Below are 21,715 nucleotides of genomic sequence, written 5' to 3' on the forward strand. Positions count from 1 at the left end.
AGCGCAGTCGCGGCCCGCGCCGGGTCTCAGTAGGTCGTGACGTGCACGTGGTCGTAGTGGTTGGCCGTGGTCGAGCCACGGTCCTCCATGCCACGCCAGCCCTCGCCGGCACGCTCGACGGACCAGATCTGCTGGGAGTAGATGAGGTAGCTGACGCCGAGGGCCTCGTAGTTCTCACGCACGAACTCCGCGACCTCCCAGCCGCGATCTCCCGACACCATGATGTCGACGGCCAGGCCCTGGCTGTGCTCACCGTCGCTGCGGAAGGTGCCGTAGGTGGTGATCTCGGGGAAGTTGGCGCAGACCGCCGCGTGGACGGCCACGATGTTGGGGCTCACGCCGCTGGGCACGGAGGTGCCGTTGGTGCAGGCGCCGCCGAGGGTGGCGGGCTCCTCGGCCGAGAGGTAGCCGGTGGTGACCCAGCGCGACGTGCCGTCGAGGACGATCTCGTCGCGACCGTAGAGCTTGCGACCGGTCACCAGGACCTTCTCGCCGGGCTCGATCTCGCCGACCTGGCGGGCCTTCTCGCCCGGCTCGTCCCACAGGTTGAGGGTCGTGGTGGTCCACAGGCGCTGGTCGGCGTTCTTGATCGCCTTGCGCGTGGACTCCTGCGACATCACCATCTCCGACGCGGACAGGAGGCTGGTGAGCTCACCGCGCGAGGCGCCGCGGCTGACCGTGCGGCTGCGGCGATCCGCGTCGAGAGCCAGGTCGGCCGACTCCGAGGCGCTCGGCGCGCTCGAGGCGCTCGGTGCGCTCGAGGGGACGGCTGCGGCGGCCGGGAGGTCGCTGCTCGCGGGCTCGCTGGTGAGGACTCCCAGGGTCACTGCGGAGGCCGTCGCCAGGAAGGCGAGGGGGCCGGCGATGACGACGGCACGGGGCTTGCGGCGGGCATTGGTGTCCCGCTTGTGGCGATGATCTGCCACAGCGCTGATCCTTTGCTGTTGAGGACAAGACGGGTGCCCGCCGCATGGTCAACGGCAGGCACGAAGATCGAGTGAAGCACAGTCCTGGGGGCCTGTCGCCATCCCCGGCAAGGTTTTACGGGTGTTCCCAGTCACCCGGAGGTCACCCGAGGGTCATCCGCCGGTGGTCTCCGAGGCGTCCTCACGGACGTGCGAGCCGGCTCCGTCGGCGTCGTCGAGCCACCCCTCCGGCAGCACGACACGCTCGCGCGGCGAGCCCTGACGACCGCGGGGCGAACCGAGCTCCGCGACCGGGAACGCCTCGTCCGGGTCGAGCTCGACCAGGAGCGCGTCGAGGCTGGCGAGCGTGTCGACGAGTGCCAGCGAGCGCCGCATGTGACCACCTGCGGCGAAGCCCTTGAGGTACCACGAGACGTGCTTGCGGAACTCCTTGCACCCACGCTGCTCCCCCATGTGCTGGCACAGGAGCTCGGCGTGGCGACGCATCATCGCGGAGACCTCGCCGAGCGTCGGCAGGGTCGCCACCTGCTCGCCGGCGAAGGCCGCGGCCAGGTCGCGGAAGAGCCAGGGCCGCCCCAGGCAACCACGGCCGACGACCACCCCGGCGACACCGGTCTGCTCGACCATGCGCAGCGCGTCGGCGGCCTCCCAGATGTCGCCGTTGCCGAGGACCGGGATGTCGACGTGCTCCACGAGGGCCGCGATGGCCTCCCAGTCGGCCTGGCCGGAGTAGGCCTGGGCGACGGTGCGCCCGTGCAGGGCGATCGCCGCGACCCCGGTCTCCTGGGCGATCCTGCCGGCGTCGAGGTAGGTCAGGTGGTCGTCGTCGATGCCCTTGCGGGTCTTGATGGTGACCGGGACGTCGTAGGGCGTCGCGGCGGCGACCGCGGCCTCGAGGATCTGGCCGAGAAGCCCGCGCTTCCACGGCAGGGCCCCTCCCCCGCCCTTGCGGGTGACCTTGGGGACGGGGCAGCCGAAGTTGAGGTCGATGTGGGCGACCCCGAACTCGCCGCAGAGGATCTCCGCCGCCTTGCCGACGTAGACCGGGTCGGTGCCGTAGAGCTGGACCGAGCGGGTGGTCTCGAGCTCGTCGAAGACCAGCATGTCGAGGGTGTGCTCGTCGCGCTCGACGAGGCCGCGCGAGGTGATCATCTCGCAGACGTAGAGGCCGGCGCCCTGCTCGGCGCAGAGGCGCCGATAGGCGGCGTTGGTGATCCCGGCCATCGGCGCCAGGACCACCGGGGTGTCGACGGTCACGGACCCGAGGGTCAGGGACGAGGGCACGACGGGCGCTGCTGGCATGGGGTCATTCTCGCCGCCGACCCGGCGACCCTCCAAAACTCCTCGGGCCGGGCTCGCCTCAGTCGCCGAAGTAGTGGGGCTGGAACGAGACGGTGATCGGTCGCGACCCGGCCGAGAAGCCGGTGGCGCGCTTGCAGGGGCCGGTGACCTTGCAGCGGACCAGCGCCCGCCCCTGGGCGGTCTTCACGCCGAGCACGACGGAGGTGTCGCTCTCCCACAGCAGGGGGAAGCCCGACCGGTGCTGGATCGTGACGCTGCGCACGAGGAAGCCGTCGACCATGTCGCGCACCTGGATGCTCGTGCCGTTGGGGCTGAGGCCGACCACGTAGGAGCCGTCGGGCGAGACCGCGCGCGGCTGGAACGACGCCACCCACTCCGGGGCGTCGGGCAGGCCGAGCGTCGTGGGACCGACCCCGGTGCCGGCCTCGTCGGGCAGGAACAGGATGTTCTTGCGGATGTCGGCGGCGGGGGCCCGGTCGACCGAGATCGCCGACCTGGGCGAGCCGATCAACCAGTCCCAGGTCTTGTCGCCGACCACGACCGCGCGGTCGCCGGTGAAGGCGAGGAGCGTGGCGTAGCCGGGGAAGGACATCGAGGCCACCCGCCGGCCCGCGAGGTCGAAGACCACGGCCGAGGAGACGGCACTGCGGTCGGTGTAGAGCTGGAGGACGCGCTTGCCGTCGACGCCGAGGCGCCACGAGTAGGCCGACAGGTCACCGGTGCGCCAGAAGGGGGTCTTGGCGCCGTTCTTCACCTTGTAGATGCGGGCGGACCCACCGAAGCGGTCGAGCACCACCCAGCCCTGGACGCTGGGGCCCAGCAGCGAGAGCGACCCCGCGTGGGAGGCCGGGAAGGGCAGCACCTGGTTGCTGCCCGACGGGAGGTGCAGGGTGCGGCCCTCGAGGTAGGCAACGGCCGGTCGCGGCCCGGTCGGGAGGCTCCCCGCGTCGACGCTCTCGCGGGCAGCAGCGGTCGCGGTCGATGCGGCGACCAGCGCGAGCCCGGCGGCGAGGCCGGAGAGCACCGCGAGCGTCCGTCGTACGAGATCCATGCGGTGGTCCTCCTGGGAAGGCGCCGGTCAGCCGGCGCGCGTGCCGCCCTTGCTCGAGCGCTCGCCAGTCTTGCCCTCGCCGCGTCCCTTGTCACCCCTCGGCTTGTCCTGCTGGGGCGCGGTGATCTTGCCGGTCCAGGTGATCGGATTGAACTCCTGCGTCGGGCGGAAGCTGACGGCCTCGAGCGTGGTGCCCTCGGGTGCGAGGTAGACCAGGCAGGTCGACATCGTCTTGCCGGCACCGAAGACCTTCGGGAAGGGCTTGCTCGGGCAGGGCTTGAAGGTGCCCTTGAACGTCGACGACTCGACCAGGGTGTCGGCGGAGTCGACGATGTAGAGCGGCACCGGACGACCGCCGAGGTCGGTCTCGCCGTTGTTGGTGACGGTCGCCTGGACAAAGTAGGGCGTCATCGCCTTGGTCGCGGCGTCGAGCTTCCACCCCGCGAAGGACTTCGCGAACGTCGTCCTGTCGATCCGGTCGACGGTGATCTCGAGCACGCCGAGGATGTCCTGACGCGGCTCGTAGGCCACGACGGCCTCGTCACCGATGCCGAGCTCCGTGCCCTGGGCGGTGAGCTCCACCCCGTCGGGGACCGGGAGGTACGGCGTCTCGGTGGCCGAGGCGGAGCCCGGGGTCGCCGAGGTCTCGCCCGGCGCCGGAGCCGCGTCGGGCTCCGGCTCCGCGTCGTCGGAGCAGCCCGCCAGGGCAATCGTCGACAGGGCAAGGACACTCACGAAGACGCCTGCACGGCGCCGCACCCGGTTCACCCGGCCATTGTGCACCGGGCGTCGCACTAGCAACCGAGGAATCGCTCCGCGAAGAAGGACGTGATGCGATCGAGACCGATGCGCTCCTGCTCCATGGAGTCGCGGTGGCGCACGGTCACCGCCTGGTCGTCGATGGTGTCGAAGTCGACCGTGACGCAGTAGGGCGTCCCGATCTCGTCCTGGCGGCGGTAGCGCTTGCCGATCGCGCCGGCGTCGTCGAAGTCGACGTTCCAGTGCTTGCGCAGCTCGGTGGCCAGGTCGCGCGCCTTGGGCGAGAGGTCGGCGTTGCGGCTCAACGGGAGCACCGCGACCTTGACCGGCGCGAGGCGCGGGTCGAGGCGCAGCACGGTGCGGGTGTCCACGCCCCCCTTGGTGTTGGGCGCCTCGTCGACGTCGAAGGCGTCGATCAGGAAGGCCATCAGGGACCGGGTGAGGCCGGCCGCCGGCTCGATGACGTAGGGCATGTAGCGCTCACCGCTGGCCTGGTCGAAGTAGGACAGGTCCTTGCCGGAGAACGTGCTGTGCTGCTTGAGGTCGTAGTCGGTGCGGTTGGCGATGCCCTCGAGCTCCTCGAAGCCGCGCTGGGAGAAGCCGAAGCGGTACTCGATGTCCACGGTGCGCTTGGCGTAGTGGCTGAGCTTCTCGGCGGGGTGCTCGAAGTGGCGCAGGTTGTCGGGGTCGATGCCGAGGTCGACGTACCACGCGGTGCGCTGGTCGATCCAGTACTGGTGGACCTCCTCGTCCTCACCGGGCTTGACGAAGTACTCCATCTCCATCTGCTCGAACTCGCGGGTGCGGAAGATGAAGTTGCCGGGGGTGATCTCGTTGCGGAACGACTTGCCCATCTGGGCGATGCCGAACGGCGGCTTCTGCCGGCTGGTGGTGACGACGTTGGCGAAGTTGAGGAAGATGCCCTGCGCGGTCTCGGGGCGCAGGTAGTGCAGGCCCGACTCGTCCTCGATGACGCCGAGGTAGGTCTTGAGCATCATGTTGAACGGGCGCGGCTCGGTCCAGGCGCCACGGGTGCCGCAGTTGGGGCACGCGAGCTCCGCGATGTCGACCGTGTCAGGGTCCTCGATGCCCTTCTTGGAGGCGTAGTCCTCCTGCATGTGGTCGGCGCGGTAACGCTTGTGGCACGACTGGCACTCGGTCAGCGGGTCGCTGAAGGTCCCGATGTGGCCGGAGGCCTCCCAGGTGCGGGTCGGCAGGATGACGCTGGAGTCGAGGCCCACGACGTCCTGACGGGCGGTCACCATCGACTTCCACCACTGGCGCTTGATGTTCTCCTTCAGCTCCACGCCCAGCGGGCCGTAGTCCCAGGCGGACTTGGTGCCGCCGTAGATCTCGCCGCACGGGTAGACGAACCCGCGACGCTTGCAGAGGGAGACGACCTGGTCGAGTGCGGTTGCCGGCTTGGATGCCACGTTGGGGAGCTCCTGCTTCTCGGCCGGCTGGCTGCCGGTCCTGGAGCGGTCAGCCTAACGATCTCGTGGACTCGATGTTGAGCACGGTCCCCGGCTCCACGATCTCGTAGGCGCTGGGCTCCTCCACCGCTCTGCTGAGCAGAGGCACGGCGCCCATCTTGACGTCGTACGACGACAGCGCGCGGCGGTAGGCGCCGACGTTCTCCCAGGTGGTGGTGAGCACCCAGAGCGTCGGGTCGTCGAGGTTGCGACCGATGTGGCTGCCCAGGTGGCCCGGGCGTGTGGCCAGGACCTGGCGGGCCGTCTCGAGGTCCACCCGGAACACGTCGCAGTCGCTCTCGGGCACACGGAACCTGTTGACCACCAGCATGGGGCTCAGGCTAGCCGCGAACCTGAGTTGACAACGATTCTCATTCCCTTGAGAATGATTCTCATGAAGTCGCGTCGTCGTCCTGCACTCCGCACCCCCGCCCTCCTCCTCACCGGGGCGCTGGCCCTGAGCGGGTGCGGGGCCCTCACGGAGGGCGGCGCCGACGCCAGCGACGGCGTCCAGGTCGTCGCCGCGTTCTACCCCCTGCAGTACGTCGCCGGCCGGGTCGCGGGCGACCTCGCGGAGGTCACCAACCTGACCCAGCCCGGCGGCGAGCCGCACGACCTCGACATCGACCCCCGCGCCACCGGCCAGATCGTGGATGCCGACGTGGTCGTCCACGAGACCGGCTTCCAGCCGGCCGTCGACTCCTCCGTCGGGGCCAACGCCACCGGGGAGGTCGTCGACGCCGCCGAGGTCGTCGACCTGCGCTCTCTCGAGGACGAGGAGCACACCGCCGACGACGGCCACGGCCACGAGGCCAACGACCTCGACCCGCACTTCTGGCAGGACCCGCTGCGCATGGCCGACCTCGGCGACGCCGTCGCCGAGAGCCTGGCTGCGGTCGACCCGGACAACGCCGAGACCTACACCGCCCATGCCGCCGACCTGCGTGCCGACCTCGAGGCCCTCGACGCGAGCTACAGCAGGACGCTGTCCGACTGCGAGCGCCAGACCGTCGTGGTGAGCCATGACGCCTTCGGCTACCTCACCAAGTACGGTCTCGTCATGGAGCCGATCGCAGGACTCTCCCCCGAGGCCGAGCCCACTCCGGCCGACCTGGCCCGGCTCCAGGACCTGATCACCACCGACGGCATCACCACCGTCTTCGCCGAGCGCCTCGGCACCACCAAGATCGCCGACTCCCTGGCCTCCGACGTCGGGGTCGCCACCGCCGTCCTCGACCCGATCGAGGGCCTGGGCGACGAGACGGCCGACCAGGACTACCTCTCCCTCATGGAGTCCAACCTCGCCGAGCTCGCAAAGGCCAACGGGTGCTCGTGACTCCTCTGGCACTCACGGGCGGGGCGGTCGCGATCGGCGGCCGCCCGGTCCTGCGTGGCATCGACCTGAGTGTCGAGACCGGCGAGTTCGTGGCCCTGATGGGCGCCAACGGCTCCGGCAAGACCACCTTGATCCGGGCCCTGACCGGGCTCCGCCCCCTGACCGCCGGATCGTTGGAGCTCTACGGCACCCCCTTCGAGCGCTTCCACGACTGGCAGCGCATCGGCTACGTGCCGCAGCGCACGGGCGCCACCTCGGGCGTGCCGGCCTCGGTCTGGGAGGTCGTCGCCTCGGGGCGTCTCACCCACCGCCGACTCCTGCGGCCGCTGTCACGCGTGGACCGCACGGCCATCAGGGACGCCCTCGAGGTCGTCGGTCTCGCCGATGGCGCGCGCGACGGCATCTCGCACCTCTCCGGGGGCCAGCAGCAGCGGGTCCTGATCGCCCGCGCCCTGGCCGGCGAGCCCGAGCTGCTCTTCCTCGACGAGCCCACGGCGGGCGTCGACCTGCCCAACCAGCTGGCGCTCAGCGCCGCCCTCGGCGAGCTGAAGTCCCGCGGCGCCACGATCGTGCTGGTCGCCCACGAGCTCGGCCCCCTCGCCGACCTGGTGGCGCGCGCCGTGGTCATGCGCGACGGCCGCATCGCCTACGACGGCGCGCCCCTGGCCGACCACCAGGTGCACGACCCCCGCTTCGGCGAGACCCATGCCCACCACCACTGCGCCGACGACCGTGGCCGGTCGCGCCACGACCACGTCCCCCACGTCGCCAGCCCGCTGGAGGGACGCTGATGTTCGACCTGTTCTCCTACGAGTTCATGCAGAGGGCCCTCCTGGCCGCGTTGTTCACGGGCATGGCCGCCCCCGCGGTCGGCACCTACATCGTCCAGCGCCGCCTCGCCCTCCTGGGCGACGGCATCGGCCACGTGGCGGTCACCGGGGTGGCCCTCGGGATCCTCACCGGGATCGCCCCCACCTGGACCGCCGTGGTCGTCGCCGTCCTCGGGGCCATCCTCATCGAGGTCATCCGCGAGCGCGGCCACACCAACGGTGACGTCGCCCTGGCCCTGCTCTTCTACGGCGGGCTCGCCGGGGGCGTGCTGCTGACCGGGCTCGCCGGGCAGAGCGCGGCCAACCTGCAGGAGTACCTCTTCGGCTCGATCACCACCATCTCGGTCGGGGACGTCTACATCACGATGGCCCTAGCGGCCGTCGTGATCCTCGTCGGCGTCGGCCTGGCCCCCCAGCTGTTCGCCGTCTCCCAGGACCAGGACTTCGCACGGGTCGCCGGCCTGCAGGTCCGCACCTACAACCTGCTCGTGGCCGTCCTCGCGGCGGTGAGCGTCACGATCGCCATGCGCACCGTCGGGCTGCTGCTCGTCTCGGCCCTGATGGTCGTGCCCGTGGCGACCGCCCAGCAGCTGACACGCTCGTTCCGCGCGACCCTCCTCACCGCCATGGCGCTCGGTGCCCTCGCCTCGGTGGGCGGCCTCTCGCTCTCGGCGCTCGCCCCCGCCGGCACCCGGGTGGCGCCGGGGTCCACGATCGTGCTGCTGGCGCTGCTCGGCTTCGTGATCACCTGGCCGCTCGGCGCGTGGCTGCGCCACCGGCAGCTGTTGCGCACGCCCTTCCCGGCCCTGCCGCCGGACGCCGCGACGCCGACCGAGTCCCACGAGGTCGGCGAGCACCCCCACGACCACGGCCCCGAGTGCGGCCACGTGGCCGTCCCGCACGGCGATCACGTCGACTACGTCCACGGCGGCCACCGGCACGCCCCGCACGGGGAGCACTATGACGAGCACTGACGCCGACGGCGCGCCCGCCGTACGCCCGACGCGACAGCGGATCGCCGTCGCCGAGGCGATGGCCTCCTTCGACGACTTCCGCTCCGCCCAGGAGATCCACGAGCTGCTGGGCCGGCGCGGTGAGCGGGTCGGGCTCGCCACGGTCTACCGCAGCCTCCAGCGGATGGTGGAGGGCGGCGAGGTGGACCTGCTGCGCACGGAGGAGGGCGAGGCGATCTACCGACGCTGCTCCGACACGCACCACCACCACCTGGTCTGCCGCTCCTGCGGGGCCACGGTCGAGGTCGAGGGCCCGGCCGTCGAGCGCTGGACCCGGGCGATGGCCGACGAGCACGGCTTCGCCGACGTCAGCCACACGCTCGAGATCTTCGGGACCTGCCCGTCCTGCCGCTGAGCGCCCTCAGCCCTCGTCGGCGGGCCGTGCCCCGGCGCCCACGGGCAGCCGGACGCGGAAGGTGCTCCCCCGCCCGGGCTCGCTCTCGACCTCGATGCGGCCACCGTGCCCCTCGACGATGCTGCGGGTGATGTTGAGCCCGAGGCCGACGCCCTGGATCTCTCGCTCCGAGGCATGACGGGACCGGAAGAAGCGGGTGAACAGCCGGTCCCGGTCGGCGGCATCGATCCCCACGCCGGTGTCGCTGACGGAGATCTCGACCCGGGTGCCGTCCATCCCCACCCGCACGGCGATGTCGCCTCCGGACGGGGTGTACTTCACCGCGTTGGAGACCAGGTTGTCGACGACCTGGGCGATGCGCTGCGGGTCGACGCGGACGACGAGCGAGGCCGGGGCGTCGACGCTGAGCGACACCCCGTGCGCGCGCGCCGCCGGCTCGGCCGCCTGCACCGCGTCGCGGACGACCTGCGCGATGTCGGTGTCGGAGCGCTCGACGTGCAGTCCCTCCTCGTCGACCTGGGCGGTGTGCAGCAGGTCGTCGACGAGCCGCTGGAGCCGCTCGGTGTTGCGGCTGATCACCGCGAGGTGCGCCCGGGTCTGGGCGGGCAGGTCCTCCTGGTCGAGCAGGAGCAGCGAGTAGCCGTGGATCGAGGTCAGCGGCGTCCGCAGCTCGTGGGAGACCGACGCGACGAACTGGTCCTTGACCTGCAGCGCGCGCATGAAGTCGGTGACGTCCTTGTAGGCGAGCGCCGCACCTGCGAACTCGTCGTTCTCGTCCCACACCACGCGCGCCGAGACCGACAGTGCACGCCGCGTCATGTCGTCGTCGCCCACCCAGATGCGCTGGTCGTCGAACTCCTCGCCCTGGGCGGCACGGAAGGTCGGCATGTCCTCCCGCACGACCAGCGTCGTGCCGTCGGCCCCGAAGACCAGACCCAGCTGGCCGGCGAGACCGCGGTGGCCGGTCGGGTAGGCCAGCTCGATGAAGTCGAGGTGGCGACGGTTCATCGACTGGTAGACGCCGCGCGCGTCGATCAGGACCAGCCCGACATCGACGCTGTCGACGATCGCAGCCGAGACCCGGCGCTGGTGCTCCAGCCGGCTGACCGCCGACGCCATCGCGAGCGAGACCACCACCGCGACCGTCAGGCTCAGCAGGGTTCGCGACAGGTTGGGCCCGTCGTTGCCGAAGTAGAGGAAGCCGGGGACCGCCTGGAGCACCAGTCCCGCCACGACGGTGACCACCACACCGCGCCGGCCGTGGTAGCGGCCGAGGTAGATGGCCGGGAGCACCAGCAGGATCCCCGAGGCGCCGCCCTGGGCGTCGAGGCGGGTCAGCCCCATCACGGCGATGTCCGCGACGGCGACCACGATCGGGGCAGCGAGCGGCAGCTTCTCCCAGCGGGTCACGAAGGTCGCGAGCGTGACGACGGCCAGCATCCCGGCGCCCACCTGGGGCCACCGCCCGCTCGAGGCGTCACCGGCGAAGCGCAGACCCAGGTCGAGCGCGAAGAGGATCGTCAGGAGGGACTGGGCGATCCGGGGGCTGGCGAACGAGTCAGCCGTGGACGTCCCGGTCAGGTCCCCGTGGACGACCGTGCTCTCCCGACGCGACATCGACCTGCCCCTCCACTGCACGAGGCCCCAGGGTCGCAGAACAGAGGCACAATTTCACGCGGACCCTGATCTGGGCCACCTTCCCGGCGATCGGCGTAGGCTGAGGCAGAGCCGCCAAGAGGTGCCGCCAGGAGGTGTGAGCGTGACCCAGGGACCCGATCGCTTCTCGATGCTGCCCGAGCCGACCCGGCTCGAGGACACCGTCACCTCCCAGGACGTCGTCGACCATCCTGCTGAGGACACCGACGCCGTCCGCGAGACCGCCTGGCTGTTGCGCACCAGCGTCGGCTGATCCAGGAGTCGCTCAACCTTTCGCAGCGGCTCGGCGTAGGTAGGGGCATGGAGACCGTCGTGACCCCACTCCCTCGGGGGCGGAGCACCCAGGCCGACGAGGCCGTCTTCGATGCGCTCTTCCTCGGGCACGCCGCGCGTCTGACCCGGCTGGCGCACCTGCTGGGGGCGCGGGACGCCGAGGACGTGGTGCAGGAGGCCTTCGTCAAGCTGTACGCCGCGTGGTCGCGGGTCGCGGGCGAGGACGCCGTGCCCTACCTCAACCGCATCGTGGTCAACGAGGTGCGCTCGCGGGCCAGGCGTCAGCAGACCGCCGACCGCAAGCGGCACCTGGTGACCGTCACGACCGACGAGCCCGGCCCCGACGGGTCCCGACGAGCCGTCGTGGACGAGCTCGCCCGGCTGCCACGGCGCCAGCGGGAGGCGCTGGTGCTGCGCTACTGGCTGGACCTGCCCCACGAGCAGGTCGCCGAGATCATGGGTGTCCGACCCGGCACCGTGAAGTCCCAGGTGTCCCGGGGGCTCGCCGCACTGGCGACGGCCCTGGGTGAGGAGGAGTCGTGAGCCGCATCGAGGATCGCCTGACCGAGGCGCTGGGCCACGAGGCCGAGGCCCTCGACGTGGACGCCCTAGGGCTCCTCGCTGCGACCCGCGAACGGCTCCCGGTGCGTCGCGCGCGCCGTCGTACGCCGGTCGTGCTGCTGGCGAGCGCCGCAGCCCTGATGGTCGTCGCCGGCGTGGGGCTCGGCATCGACCGGCTCGGCGGGGACGACCGCGTCGCGTCGGACCGGTCGGTCGACACCGCCTTCACCTGTCCCGAGCAGCAGGCCGTCGACCTGTCGGGGGCGCAGGACGAGTTCGTCCCCGACCTCCGGGACCAGACTCCGGCCCAGGTGGCGGAGGAGAACCGCGCACCACGGTGGCGCTTCGACGAGGACGGGGACACCGCCCGTCTCTACCTCGGCAACGCCGACGGGACGCTGGGCAGCATCACCACCTACACCAAGCGCGACGGCACCTGGGTGATGGCGCGGTCCACCGTGTGCGGCAACGGCTCCCCCGCGACGCCGACGTCGGACGGCCTGCGCCTCGGGGTCCGCGACACCGAGCCGCACCCACCGCAGGACGCCCTGGCGACGGGCGACCGGGGACTCACCCCGGTCCTCGTCGACGACCGCTCGGTCTACGACTACTCCGGGCTCGTGACCCGGCACCGTTCGCTCTACGTCGCCCCGTGCGGCGCCCGCTTCTGCTGGAGCAGCGGGCAGCCGGGCTCGTCGATCACCACGCAGAGCCCCACGGGCCATGGCGACGCGCGGGCCGGCCTGCGCGACCTCAGCGACATCTTCTTCCTGGCCGACGACATGGTCGGGCGTGACCAGCCCTTCGTGTTCCTGGCGATGCCCGACCAACCCGGGGCGACGGCCTTCGAGGTGACAGCCGGCTCGGAGGACTACAGCGGCGCCCGGCTCACGGACCCGAGCTGGGGCGAGCGGGCGGTGTGGGTGGCGCTCGCGCCCTACGACGGCAGGAGCGTCCGGGCCGAGCTGCGGGGGGTCGACGGGGTCATCGTGGGCCAGGACGTCGAGGTCACGGACGACTGAGCACGGCCCGCGGGCTCACACCTGGTTGGGCTGCGCGCCGCCGTAGCGCCGGTCGCGACGCGCGTAGAGCTCGATCGCGTCCCACAGCGCGCGACGGTCGACGTCGGGCCAGAGGATGTCGGTGAACACCAGCTCGCTGTAGGCCGCCTGCCAGAGCATGAAGTTGGACAGTCGCTGCTCCCCCGACGTGCGCCACACCAGGTCGGCGTCGGACTGCTCGGGCACGTAGAGGTAGCGCGCAAAGGTCTTCTCGTCGACCTTCTCCGGGTTGAGCCGCCCCGCCGCGACGTCGCGGGCGATGGCCCGCGCGGTGTCGGCGACCTCGGCTCGGCCGCCGTAGTTGACGCACATGGTCAGCGTCAGCACGTCGTTGTCCTTCGTGAGCTCCTCGGCGACCTGGAGCTCCTTGATGACAGACCTCCACAGCCGCGGGGCGCGACCGGCCCACCGGACCCGGACCCCGAGCTCGTGCATCTCGTCGCGCCGACGCCGGATCACGTCCCGGTTGAAGCCCATGAGGAACTTCACCTCGTCGGGCGAGCGCGACCAGTTCTCCGTCGAGAACGCATAGGCGGAGACGGCCTTGACGCCGATCTCGATCGCGCCCTCGACGACGTCGAAGAGCGAGCTCTCGCCCTGCTCGTGGCCCTTGGTGCGCGGCAGCCCGCGCTCCTTGGCCCAGCGCCCGTTGCCGTCCATCACGATCGCGACGTGCTTCGGCACCAGGTCCTTCGGGATCGCCGGCGGACGCGCACCCGACGGGTGCGGGGTGGGCTGGCGGACGGCTCGCTTCACGGGGCGACGCTATCGCTCGACGTGCTCCAGCGAGCGCAGGCCTCGTTCGAGGTGCCAGTGCAGGAACGCCGACACCAGGCCGCTCGCCTCACGCAGCGGGCGCACCTCGGCGGCCTCGACCACAGGCCAGTCGCCGGCCAGCAGGGCGCCCATGACCTCGATCGCCGACGCCGACGGGCTTGCGCTGCCGGGCAGGCGACACGTCGTGCACAGCATCCCGCCCTGCGAGGGGTTGAACCAGCGGTGCGGTCCCTCGAGCCCGCAGTGCGCGCAGGCGTCGAACGACGGTGCGTAGCCCGCGACGGCGAGCGAGCGCAGGAGGTAGGAGTCGAGGATCTGGCCGGGACGGTGGTCCCCGGCCGCCATCGCCCGCAGGCCACCGACCAGGAGCAGGAACTGCTGGAGCGACGGCTGCTTCTCCTCCGAGACCAGCCGCTCGGCCGTCTCGAGCATCGCGGTGCCGGCGGTGTAGCGCTCGTAGTCGGCACCGAGGTCGGAGGAGAACGCGGACTTGGTCTCCGCCTGCGTGATCGTGTCGAGGTTGCGCCCCTCGGCCAGCTGGAGGTCGACGTGGGTGAAGGGCTCCAGCCTCGAGCCGAACCGTGACGAGGTCCGGCGTACACCCTTGGCGACGGCGCGCACCCGGCCGTGGTGGCGGGTCAGCAGGGTGATGATGCGGTCGGCCTCCCCCAGCTTGTGGGTGCGCAGCACGATCGCCTCGTCGCGGTAGAGAGGCACGGGACCAGTGTGCCTGTCAGACCCCCGTGCGGCGGCTGCGACGCGGTGACTTCCAGCACCTGCGTGCGAAGTCGGCCGCCGCGTGGTCGAGCCGCTCGGGGCGGAAGCGCCACTCCAGGATGCTCCGGGCCTGGACGAACTCGGCGTGGGGCATCTCCTCGGCGAGCATCGCCGCGTCGGCGGCGGGGTGGATCGGGTCGGCCGGGTGCCCCACCACGAGCGCCGGGGCCATGATCGCCCGACGTTGCTTGGAGGACGGCGCCACGCGCCCGAAGAACAACCCGTGCACCACTGCCGCCATGGCGTCGGCCCGCTGGTCGAGGGTGTCGAGGACGATCCCGGCCCAGAAGGGCACGATGCCGCGCGGGATGGGCCGGGTGACCCGGCGTACGCCGTTGACGGTGAAGGGCAGGAAGCGGGCGGCGAAGAGGATCGGTGCGAAGGCGAGGATCCCGGCCTCCACGGCGTTGTCGAGGACCGGCATCTCGATGATCAGGCCCTTGACCCGCTCGGGGGCGAGGACCGCGACCTCGAGGGAGACGTTGGCCCCCAGCGACGTGCCCCCGATGACCGCCTGGGGCGCCCCGAGGTGGTCCAGCAGCGCGATGACCTGCTCGCCGAAGGCGGTCATCGAGTAGGCCAGCGGGTCGGCGGGGCGGTCGGAACGGCCGTGGCCGAGCAGGTCGACGGTCACGACGTGCAGGCCGTGGGCGGCCAGCGCCCGGGCGAGCGGCTGCTGCATGCGTCGCGGCATCAGCTGTCCGTGGACCAGCACCACCCAGGCGTCCCCGGCGCCGTACTCGGTGTACTCGAGCCGGTCGCGACCGCTGTCGGTCTCGAGGAAGAACTGACCGATGCGTTCGGAGACGAGCATGGACGGCAATCTAGCCGACGGGAGACCGCCGGGGCACGGGTCTCGACGCCGGCGACCCGGCGTCGAGACCCCCGCGATCAGGCGCCGCGGTTGACGGCGCTCACGACCGCCTTGAGCGAGGCGGTGACGATGTTGGCGTCCAGCCCCACACCCCACAGCACGGTGTCCCCCACCGCGCACTCGACGTAGGCCGCCGCGATGGCGTCACCTCCCGAGGACAGCGCGTGCTCGTGGTAGTCGAGGACGCGCACGTCGAAGCTGCCGCCGTGACCGGTGCGCGGGAGCTCGTTGATCGCGGCGACGAAGGCAGCGATGGGGCCGTTGCCGGTGCCCTCGAGGGTGCGCATCTCGCCGTCGACATAGACGTTGACGGTGAGGGCGTCCTTCTCACCGGCGGCAGAGCTGGTGTGCACGGAGTTGAGGCGCAGGGGGGCCTCGCGGTCGAGGTACTCCGAGGAGAAGACCGACCAGATCTCCTCGGGCGACACCTCGCCGCCCTCGGCGTCGGTGCGTTGCTGGATGACGCGGCTGAACTCGATCTGGGCGCGGCGCGGCAGGTCGAGCTTGTGCTCGGCCTTGAGGATGTAGGCGACTCCGCCCTTGCCGGACTGGCTGTTGACGCGGATGACCGCCTCGTAGCTGCGACCCACGTCCTTGGGGTCGATCGGCAGGTAGGGGACGGCCCACGCGTGCTCGTCGACACCGACGCCGGCGGCGGCCGCGTCGCGCTCCATCGCCTCGAACCCCTTCTTGATCGCGTCCTGGTGCGATCCGGAGAAGGCCGTGTAGACCAGGTCGCCGCCGTAGGGGTGACGCTCGGCGACGGGCAGCTGGTTGCAGTACTCGACCGTGCGGCGGATCTCGTCGATGTCGGAGAAGTCGACCTGCGGGTCCACGCCCTGGCTGAACAGGTTGAGCCCCAGGGTGACCAGGCAGACGTTGCCGGTGCGCTCGCCGTTGCCGAACAGGCAGCCCTCGATGCGGTCGGCGCCGGCGAGGTAGCCCAGCTCGGCCGCGGCCACGGCGGTGCCGCGGTCGTTGTGCGGGTGCAGCGACAGCACGACGTGCTCACGGTGGGCCAGGTGCCGGTCCATCCACTCGATGGAGTCGGCGTAGACGTTGGGCGTGGCCATCTCCACGGTCGCCGGCAGGTTGATGATCACCGGCTTGGCCGCGGTCGGCTCGAAGACCTCGAGCACCTCGTTGCAGACCCGCACGGCGAACTCGAGCTCGGTGCCGGTGTAGGACTCGGGGCTGTACTCGTAGAGGACCTCCGTCTCCGGGATGCTCTCCTCGTACTTCTTGCACAGGCGTGCACCCTGGACCGCGATGTCGGCGATGCCGTCCATGTCCAGGCCGAAGACGACCCGCCGCTGGAGCGTCGAGGTCGAGTTGTAGAGATGCACGATCGCCTGCTTGGCGCCCCTGATCGACTCGTAGGTCCGCTCGATGAGCTCCTCGCGGGCCTGGGTCAGCACCTGGATGGTCACGTCGTCGGGGATCAGGTCATCGTCGATGAGCTGACGCACGAAGTCGAAGTCGGTCTGGCTCGCGCTCGGGAACCCGACCTCGATCTCCTTGTAGCCCATCTCGACGAGCAGCTTGAACATCGTCAGCTTGCGGGCCGGGGACATCGGGTCGATGAGCGCCTGGTTGCCGTCGCGCAGGTCGACCGCGCACCAGCGCGGTGCCTGGGTGATCGTCTTGTCGGGCCAGGTGCGGTCGGAGAGGACGACGGGCGTGAACGGCTCGTAGCGGCCGAAGGGCATGCCACTGGGCTGCTGCGGGCTGGTCTGGTGCGGGTGGTCTGCGGTGGTCATGAGTTCCTCGCGGGATCGGGCTGTGCCAACGGTAGGGCGAGCCGGGCGCACGCACTCACTCCGCAGCGAGGGGGTCCGGCTCTGGCTCAGGCCTCGCTGCGGCAGCGAAGGAGGAGCTGGCGCATCATGATGGTCCTGATCCTAGCCGACGGGGACGGAGCCCGCGAGCATGTGCTCGCGGGCCCCGTCTGCGGTGGCGCGCCGTTCAGGCGTGGGCGACGTCGTGGGCGACGTCGTGGGCGTGGCCCCGGCTGGGCCGGGCCAGCAACAGCAGGGCGCGCGCGATGACGAGCGTCCAGATGAGTGCCGCGACCACCTGCGTGAGGTCCATGGCAGACCTCAGCTCGGCTTCGGACCGCTGGTGCGGATCGACCCGTTGACACCCTGCGGGTAGAAGCCGCCCTTGCTCGTCTTGCCGGGGTTGAGGTAGACGATGTTGAGCACACGGTCCGCCGACCGGCTGAACACGATCCCGTTGCGGTCGGTCGGCACCAGGTTGGCCTTCTTGCGGGTGCCGATGCCCTGGTCGAGCTGGGTCTTGCCGTCCAGGCTGTCGCGGGCGTTGGAGATCTTGCGGACGGCGTTGTTGAGGTTCTTGGAGTAGGCGACCGTCCGGATGATCCCGGCGTGGTAGGCCTCCACAGCCAGGATCCCGGCAGCTGCCTCCAAGAACGTCTTGTTGTTGATCAGCGGCGCGGCACCCTTGTAGGCCGTGACGCCGACGTCCTCGAAGATGAAGGCGGCGAGCAGGAAGTTGTTCTCGTTGGCGAACGGGTCGAACTGCTGATTGGGGCCGATGAGTCCGGAAGCCCGCGCCGCCGCGGTGAAGCTGTTCTTCAGGTCGATCTTGGGCCGCGACACCTTCGCACCACCGAGCGCGGTGCGCAGGAACTTGACGTGGTCCAGCTCGTCGATGGCGATCTCACGGGCGTACTTCTCGATGACGGGAGAGTCGAACTTCACCTTGCGGCCCCCGACGACGCCCCCCTTGTCGCCCTTGCCGGACGTCAGGTTGTCGGGAAGGCTCTTGCCGAACGCGGCCTGCTGGTAGAACTCCGCCTCGAGGTACTCGAGGTTCAGTGCGAAGTTCAAGATCGCGCTGTCGCTGGGACCCGCCGCTGAGGCACTCTCCATCGACCCGACGGCTCCAGCACCGACGACGCCGAGGCCGGCCACACCGGCCGACTTCAAGAAGATGCGACGGTCCGCAGGGTTCTCGGCACTGCGATCGATCATGTCGCGAACAACGGTTTTTCCGAACATGGTGACTCCATTCGAATTGTTTGCACGCAGGCAGAAATAGCGCTCATCGATAAGCGCACAATTGCGTGATTGGAGAGACTCGGTGCAAACGTCATCGCGCGGGACAATCGCGTCGTCGTGCGTGAATCTCCAGTCCTGTGGGCGATCTGAGGCAATTTCCGATGATGACGTCTAGGTCGGAAATCGTTATGACGTCATCACGGTAGACACGTCAAAGCGGAATTGTCACGAGTGAAGACGGGATAGATTTCTGAGAATTTTTCTTACTCGGTAAATCCGGTCTAGACCTCACTACGAACCCCTTATGCCGCATTGGGTGACCGCGCAAGAACGCGCCACGACGGGAGTGTTGTGATGTATCAGGACGCCAGGAGCGACGTCCGCCCCCGAGCGTGGGTGCGGGGACCGCTGCCGCTGCTCGGGCCCGCGTTCGTCACGGCCATTGCCTACGTGGACCCCGGCAACTTCGCCACCAACATCACCGCCGGCTCGACGTTCGGCTATCTGTTGGTCTGGGTGGTCGTGGTCAGCAACCTCATGGCCATGCTGATCCAGTACCTGTCGGCGAAGGTCGGCATCGCGACGGGTGAGAGCCTCCCGGCCCTGTGCCGACGGCACTTTCCCCGGCCCGTCACCCGCGGTCTGTGGGTGCAGGGGGAGGTCGTCGCCATTGCCACGGACCTTGCCGAGGTGGTGGGTGGAGCCTTGGCGCTCAAGCTCCTCTTCGGGCTCCCCCTGGTGACGGGCGGTCTCATCACAGCCCTCGTCGCCTTCGCCCTGCTGGCCCTCCAGACCCGCGGGCACCGCCCCTTCGAGGTCGCCATCGCCGGCCTCCTGGGCGTCATCCTGGCGGGCTTCGCCTACGACGTCGCCGTCAGCGGCCTCGAGCCACTGGCAATCGCCTCCGGCACCATCCCGCAGTTCGACGGCACCGAGAGCCTCCTGCTGGCCACGGGCATGCTCGGTGCGACCGTCATGCCCCACGCCATCTACCTGCACAGCGCCCTGACCCGCGACCGCTACGTGCGCACCACCGAGGCCGAGCGTCGTTCCCTGCTGAGCAGCCAACGCAAGGACGTCGTCATCGCCATGACGGTCGCGGGCCTGATGAACCTCTCCCTCCTCGTCGTCGCGGCCAAGGTGCTCTCGGGACCAGGTCCGGCCGTCGACACCATCGAGGGCGCCCATGCTGCTCTCGGCGACGCGCTAGGACCGGGCGCCGCCCTGCTGTTCGCCCTGGCGCTGCTGGCCTCCGGCTTCGCGGCCTCGAGCGTCGGCACCTACGCGGGTCAGGTCGTGATGGAAGGGTTCCTCCGACTGAGGGTGCCGCTCGTCGTGCGCCGCCTCGTGACGCTCGCCCCGGCGCTGGTCATCCTCGCCCTCGGGGTCGACCCGACCCGGGCCTTGGTCGTGTCCCAGGTGGTGCTCTCCTTCGGCATCCCCTTCGCCCTGGTCCCCCTCGTGATCTTCACCCGACGCGCCGACGTCATGGGGACCCTGGTCAACCGCCGACTCACGACTGTCGTCGCGTCTCTCATCGCGGTGGTGATCATCGCGCTGAACGCGGTGCTCGTGCAGCAGACCGTCTGGGGCTGAGGGCGCCCACCTCACCCGAACGGGTGTTTGTCGAGCAAGCCTGTTTCACCGGCCCCCGCGGGGGGATGATCCGGACCCCAGAGCTGTCCCCGCTGACGTCCCGAGGAGAAGCCATGCTGATGATCGACTGGCCCCTGGCCATCATGGTGGGCATCGGACTTGCCGTTCTCGTCGGCGTCGTCGGCGGATACGTCTCTGCGCGCCTGGCCGTGATCGGCTCCGAGAGGCGCCTCAACCGCTCGCTCAAGCGGGGCCCCGCCGATGTCTGAGTCCGACTGGCTGGTTCTGCTCATCCTGCTCGTCGGCGTCCCGCTGGCCGTTTGGGCCGGCGTGCGGATGCTGCGCGACCGACGCTGACCTCGGCGCATGCGCTGCGGGTGATCGGGCACCGACCCCCATGACGCCAGGACCCCGGACGACCATGCAGTCACGGTGGGCAGCCGAGCTGATCCCGGATGCCCCGGTCGGCCGCGTCCTGGATCTTGCCCCGTCCACCCAGCATCTCGGGCTGGTGGCCGTCACCCTCGCCAACCGCCCGCTGCTGTGCGTCGACGACGACGCGGACGCCCGGGAGTCGACGATGCTCGACGCGGACCTGGCCGGTCTCGCCGGCGACGTCGAGGTGCGCGGCTCCGGCGCCGCCCCGCAGCAGCACCACGAGACCTTCGCGGTCGTGATCGCCGCACCCGAGGTCGCTCCGTCCGACGACTCGACCGCGACCCTCGATCTCGCACGCGCCTGCCTGGCCACTGCTGCCGACCACGTGACCGACGGCGGTCACGTGCTCATCCGGCTCGACAGCCTCGAGCGCGTGCACCACGTCTCGCAGACCACGACGCTGACCCTCGTCGAGGTGCGCGCCGGTGAGCGCGGCCTCGTGGCCCGCTTCGACCGCTGATCCCCCCTGCAGGACTCACCCCCGCGGGTGTGTCGGGCGGACCCTTCCCTCCGCGAGGCTGAGCCTGGAAAGAGGGAGGGTTCCCATGACCGTCACCACCATGCCGGGTCGTCCCGTGCCGCGGGACGTGCGCAGCAGCGAGACCGCACGGCTCTTCGCTCTCCTCTCCGAGGAGGAGGGTCCCGAGCGGACCGACGTCCTCGACCAGATCGTCGTGCTCAACATCCAGGTCGCCCACGCCATCGCGCGCCGCTACCAGAACCGCGGCATCGCCATCGAGGACCTCGAGCAGGTCGCCTGCCTCGCGCTGGTGCGCGCGGCCCAGAAGTTCGACTGCGCCCGGGAGCGGGACTTCCTGTCCTACGCCGTGCCCACGATGACCGGCGAGGTCAAGCGCTACTTCCGCGACCACGGGTGGACCATCCGCCCACCGCGACGGATCCAGGAGATCCAGTCGCGCGTGCTCGAGGCCTACAAGCAGGGCACCACGCACGGGCGACCGCCGACGCCGCTGGAGATCTCCAAGCGTCTCGACCTCAAGATCGACGACGTCGTCGAGGCACTCGGCGCCAACGTGTGCTTCCAGCCGATCTCGATCGACCAGGCCGTCGAGGCCGACAGCCTGGAGTCGCTCAGCGACTTCCTGATGACCGACGACGGCCGGGCCGTCGACGCCGTCGACGCCCGCTCGGTGCTGGCCAACCCGTTGCGCCACCTCGAGCCCGAGGACCGTCGCCTCCTCGCGATGACCTACTCCGAGGGCCTCACGCAGCAGCAGATCGGCGAGATCCTCGGCGTGACGCAGATGACGATCTCGCGCCGCCTGGCGAGGATCCTCGCCAGGCTGCGCGACGAGCTCGGGGTCGAACTCCCCTTCGTGGCCTGACGGCCAGTCGTGGCCTGACGGTCAGTCGTGGCCTGACGGCCAGTCGTCAGCCGAGGACCTCGGCCACCTTCACGTGGCCCTCGCCCTCGTCGGTGCCCTCGATGGCGTCGACCAGACGTCGTACGTCGTCGTCGGAAAGGTTCACACCGGCCTCGGTGAGGCCGTCGCGGAGCTCCTTCTCGACGGTGCCCTCGGGGGCGCTCTCCTGGTAGGAGGTCACGCGGTCGACGACCGCCTGGGCTGCTTGTGCTGTGTCGATGTCCATGCGCTTCGGTACCCGGTCGGAGCG

25 protein-coding genes are annotated in these 21,715 nt (G+C 70.5%); 11 read left to right on the forward strand and 14 right to left on the reverse strand.

Features of this window, described 5'->3' with window-relative positions; translation table 11 throughout:
• Positions 1-26: 26 nt before the first annotated feature.
• The 6 genes from RMN98_RS09390 to RMN98_RS09415 form a co-directional block, all read right to left on the reverse strand.
• Positions 27-926, reverse strand: a complete 900-nt coding sequence (locus tag RMN98_RS09390; RefSeq protein WP_309648550.1) for a mucin-2 protein — start codon at positions 924-926, stop codon at positions 27-29.
• A gap of 153 nt (positions 927-1,079) precedes the next feature.
• The gene (gene dusB / locus RMN98_RS09395; protein WP_309648551.1) at positions 1,080-2,228 is read right to left on the reverse strand and encodes a tRNA dihydrouridine synthase DusB; all 1,149 of its coding nucleotides are present in this window, start codon (positions 2,226-2,228) and stop codon (positions 1,080-1,082) included.
• A gap of 58 nt (positions 2,229-2,286) precedes the next feature.
• Positions 2,287-3,279 carry a hypothetical protein gene (locus tag RMN98_RS09400; protein WP_309648552.1) on the reverse strand — a complete coding sequence of 331 codons (993 nt, stop codon included), beginning with the start codon at positions 3,277-3,279 and terminating at the stop codon, positions 2,287-2,289.
• A 27-nt stretch (positions 3,280-3,306) separates the two neighbouring features.
• Positions 3,307-4,014 (reverse strand): hypothetical protein, encoded by a 708-nt coding sequence (locus RMN98_RS09405; protein ID WP_309648553.1) that lies wholly within the window; start codon positions 4,012-4,014, stop codon positions 3,307-3,309.
• 59 nt (positions 4,015-4,073) lie between these two features.
• Complete coding sequence (locus RMN98_RS09410) at positions 4,074-5,471, reverse strand: glycine--tRNA ligase (RefSeq protein ID WP_309648554.1); 1,398 nt, start codon at positions 5,469-5,471, stop codon at positions 4,074-4,076.
• Positions 5,472-5,520: 49 nt separating this feature from the next.
• A complete protein-coding gene (locus RMN98_RS09415) occupies positions 5,521-5,841 on the reverse strand; it encodes an antibiotic biosynthesis monooxygenase family protein (RefSeq protein ID WP_309648555.1) in 321 nt (106 codons plus the stop codon).
• Between the two features lie 63 nt (positions 5,842-5,904).
• Here RMN98_RS09415 and RMN98_RS09420 point away from each other — a divergent pair, with 63 nt between their 5' ends.
• Genes RMN98_RS09420 through RMN98_RS09435 form a run of 4 tightly spaced genes read left to right on the forward strand, consistent with a single transcriptional unit; the run spans position 5,905 to position 9,044 of the window.
• Complete coding sequence (locus tag RMN98_RS09420) at positions 5,905-6,846, forward strand: metal ABC transporter solute-binding protein, Zn/Mn family (protein ID WP_309648556.1); 942 nt, start codon at positions 5,905-5,907, stop codon at positions 6,844-6,846.
• Entirely contained in the window at positions 6,843-7,637 is a 795-nt protein-coding gene (locus tag RMN98_RS09425; RefSeq protein WP_309648557.1) for a metal ABC transporter ATP-binding protein, read from the forward strand. The genes RMN98_RS09420 and RMN98_RS09425 overlap by 4 nt, the downstream gene beginning before the upstream one ends.
• A complete protein-coding gene (locus RMN98_RS09430) occupies positions 7,637-8,650 on the forward strand; it encodes a metal ABC transporter permease (protein WP_309648558.1) in 1,014 nt (337 codons plus the stop codon). Before RMN98_RS09425 ends, RMN98_RS09430 begins: the two co-directional genes overlap by 1 nt.
• Positions 8,637-9,044, forward strand: coding sequence for a Fur family transcriptional regulator (locus RMN98_RS09435; RefSeq protein ID WP_309648559.1), 408 nt, complete (start codon positions 8,637-8,639; stop codon positions 9,042-9,044). The genes RMN98_RS09430 and RMN98_RS09435 overlap by 14 nt, the downstream gene beginning before the upstream one ends.
• Positions 9,045-9,050: 6 nt before the next feature.
• Here RMN98_RS09435 and RMN98_RS09440 read toward each other — a convergent pair whose 3' ends face one another.
• The gene (locus RMN98_RS09440) at positions 9,051-10,661 is read right to left on the reverse strand and encodes an ATP-binding protein (protein ID WP_309648560.1); all 1,611 of its coding nucleotides are present in this window, start codon (positions 10,659-10,661) and stop codon (positions 9,051-9,053) included.
• A gap of 142 nt (positions 10,662-10,803) precedes the next feature.
• Here RMN98_RS09440 and RMN98_RS09445 point away from each other — a divergent pair, with 142 nt between their 5' ends.
• From RMN98_RS09445 to RMN98_RS09455, 3 genes are read left to right on the forward strand one after another with little or no spacing between them, the layout of a single operon-like run.
• Entirely contained in the window at positions 10,804-10,953 is a 150-nt protein-coding gene (locus RMN98_RS09445) for a hypothetical protein (RefSeq protein ID WP_309648561.1), read from the forward strand.
• 59 nt (positions 10,954-11,012) lie between these two features.
• Positions 11,013-11,516 carry a SigE family RNA polymerase sigma factor gene (locus RMN98_RS09450; protein ID WP_309648562.1) on the forward strand — a complete coding sequence of 168 codons (504 nt, stop codon included), beginning with the start codon at positions 11,013-11,015 and terminating at the stop codon, positions 11,514-11,516.
• Positions 11,513-12,556 (forward strand): hypothetical protein, encoded by a 1,044-nt coding sequence (locus RMN98_RS09455; RefSeq protein WP_309648563.1) that lies wholly within the window; start codon positions 11,513-11,515, stop codon positions 12,554-12,556. Before RMN98_RS09450 ends, RMN98_RS09455 begins: the two co-directional genes overlap by 4 nt.
• A gap of 15 nt (positions 12,557-12,571) precedes the next feature.
• Here RMN98_RS09455 and RMN98_RS09460 read toward each other — a convergent pair whose 3' ends face one another.
• From RMN98_RS09460 to RMN98_RS09485, 6 genes are all read right to left on the reverse strand, one after another.
• Positions 12,572-13,351, reverse strand: a complete 780-nt coding sequence (locus tag RMN98_RS09460) for an isoprenyl transferase (protein WP_309648564.1) — start codon at positions 13,349-13,351, stop codon at positions 12,572-12,574.
• Positions 13,352-13,360: 9 nt separating this feature from the next.
• On the reverse strand, positions 13,361-14,089 hold the full coding sequence (recO, locus tag RMN98_RS09465; protein WP_309648565.1) for a DNA repair protein RecO: 729 nt from the start codon (positions 14,087-14,089) through the stop codon (positions 13,361-13,363).
• A 16-nt stretch (positions 14,090-14,105) separates the two neighbouring features.
• Complete coding sequence (locus RMN98_RS09470) at positions 14,106-14,963, reverse strand: alpha/beta fold hydrolase (RefSeq protein ID WP_309648566.1); 858 nt, start codon at positions 14,961-14,963, stop codon at positions 14,106-14,108.
• A gap of 77 nt (positions 14,964-15,040) precedes the next feature.
• On the reverse strand, positions 15,041-16,783 hold the full coding sequence (leuA, locus tag RMN98_RS09475) for a 2-isopropylmalate synthase (RefSeq protein ID WP_309648567.1): 1,743 nt from the start codon (positions 16,781-16,783) through the stop codon (positions 15,041-15,043).
• A gap of 205 nt (positions 16,784-16,988) precedes the next feature.
• Entirely contained in the window at positions 16,989-17,114 is a 126-nt protein-coding gene (locus RMN98_RS09480) for a hypothetical protein (RefSeq protein ID WP_309648568.1), read from the reverse strand.
• A gap of 8 nt (positions 17,115-17,122) precedes the next feature.
• A complete protein-coding gene (locus RMN98_RS09485; protein WP_309648569.1) occupies positions 17,123-18,019 on the reverse strand; it encodes a ferritin-like domain-containing protein in 897 nt (298 codons plus the stop codon).
• A 381-nt stretch (positions 18,020-18,400) separates the two neighbouring features.
• On the opposite strand from RMN98_RS09485, the gene RMN98_RS09490 reads away from it, so the two are divergent.
• The 4 genes from RMN98_RS09490 to RMN98_RS09505 all read left to right on the forward strand — a co-directional run bounded on the left by RMN98_RS09490 (position 18,401) and on the right by RMN98_RS09505 (position 21,426).
• On the forward strand, positions 18,401-19,642 hold the full coding sequence (locus tag RMN98_RS09490; RefSeq protein ID WP_309648570.1) for an Nramp family divalent metal transporter: 1,242 nt from the start codon (positions 18,401-18,403) through the stop codon (positions 19,640-19,642).
• 113 nt (positions 19,643-19,755) lie between these two features.
• Positions 19,756-19,911, forward strand: a complete 156-nt coding sequence (locus tag RMN98_RS09495; protein WP_309648571.1) for a hypothetical protein — start codon at positions 19,756-19,758, stop codon at positions 19,909-19,911.
• A gap of 152 nt (positions 19,912-20,063) precedes the next feature.
• Complete coding sequence (locus tag RMN98_RS09500; protein WP_309648572.1) at positions 20,064-20,540, forward strand: hypothetical protein; 477 nt, start codon at positions 20,064-20,066, stop codon at positions 20,538-20,540.
• 85 nt (positions 20,541-20,625) lie between these two features.
• Complete coding sequence (locus RMN98_RS09505) at positions 20,626-21,426, forward strand: sigma-70 family RNA polymerase sigma factor (protein WP_309648573.1); 801 nt, start codon at positions 20,626-20,628, stop codon at positions 21,424-21,426.
• A gap of 46 nt (positions 21,427-21,472) precedes the next feature.
• Here the strand turns inward: RMN98_RS09505 and RMN98_RS09510 are convergent, their stop codons facing one another.
• On the reverse strand, positions 21,473-21,691 hold the full coding sequence (locus RMN98_RS09510; RefSeq protein WP_309648574.1) for a hypothetical protein: 219 nt from the start codon (positions 21,689-21,691) through the stop codon (positions 21,473-21,475).
• Positions 21,692-21,715 lie beyond the last annotated feature (24 nt).

The sequence above is a fragment of the Nocardioides sp. genome, from assembly GCF_031397825.1.
GTDB lineage: Bacteria > Actinomycetota > Actinomycetes > Propionibacteriales > Nocardioidaceae > Nocardioides.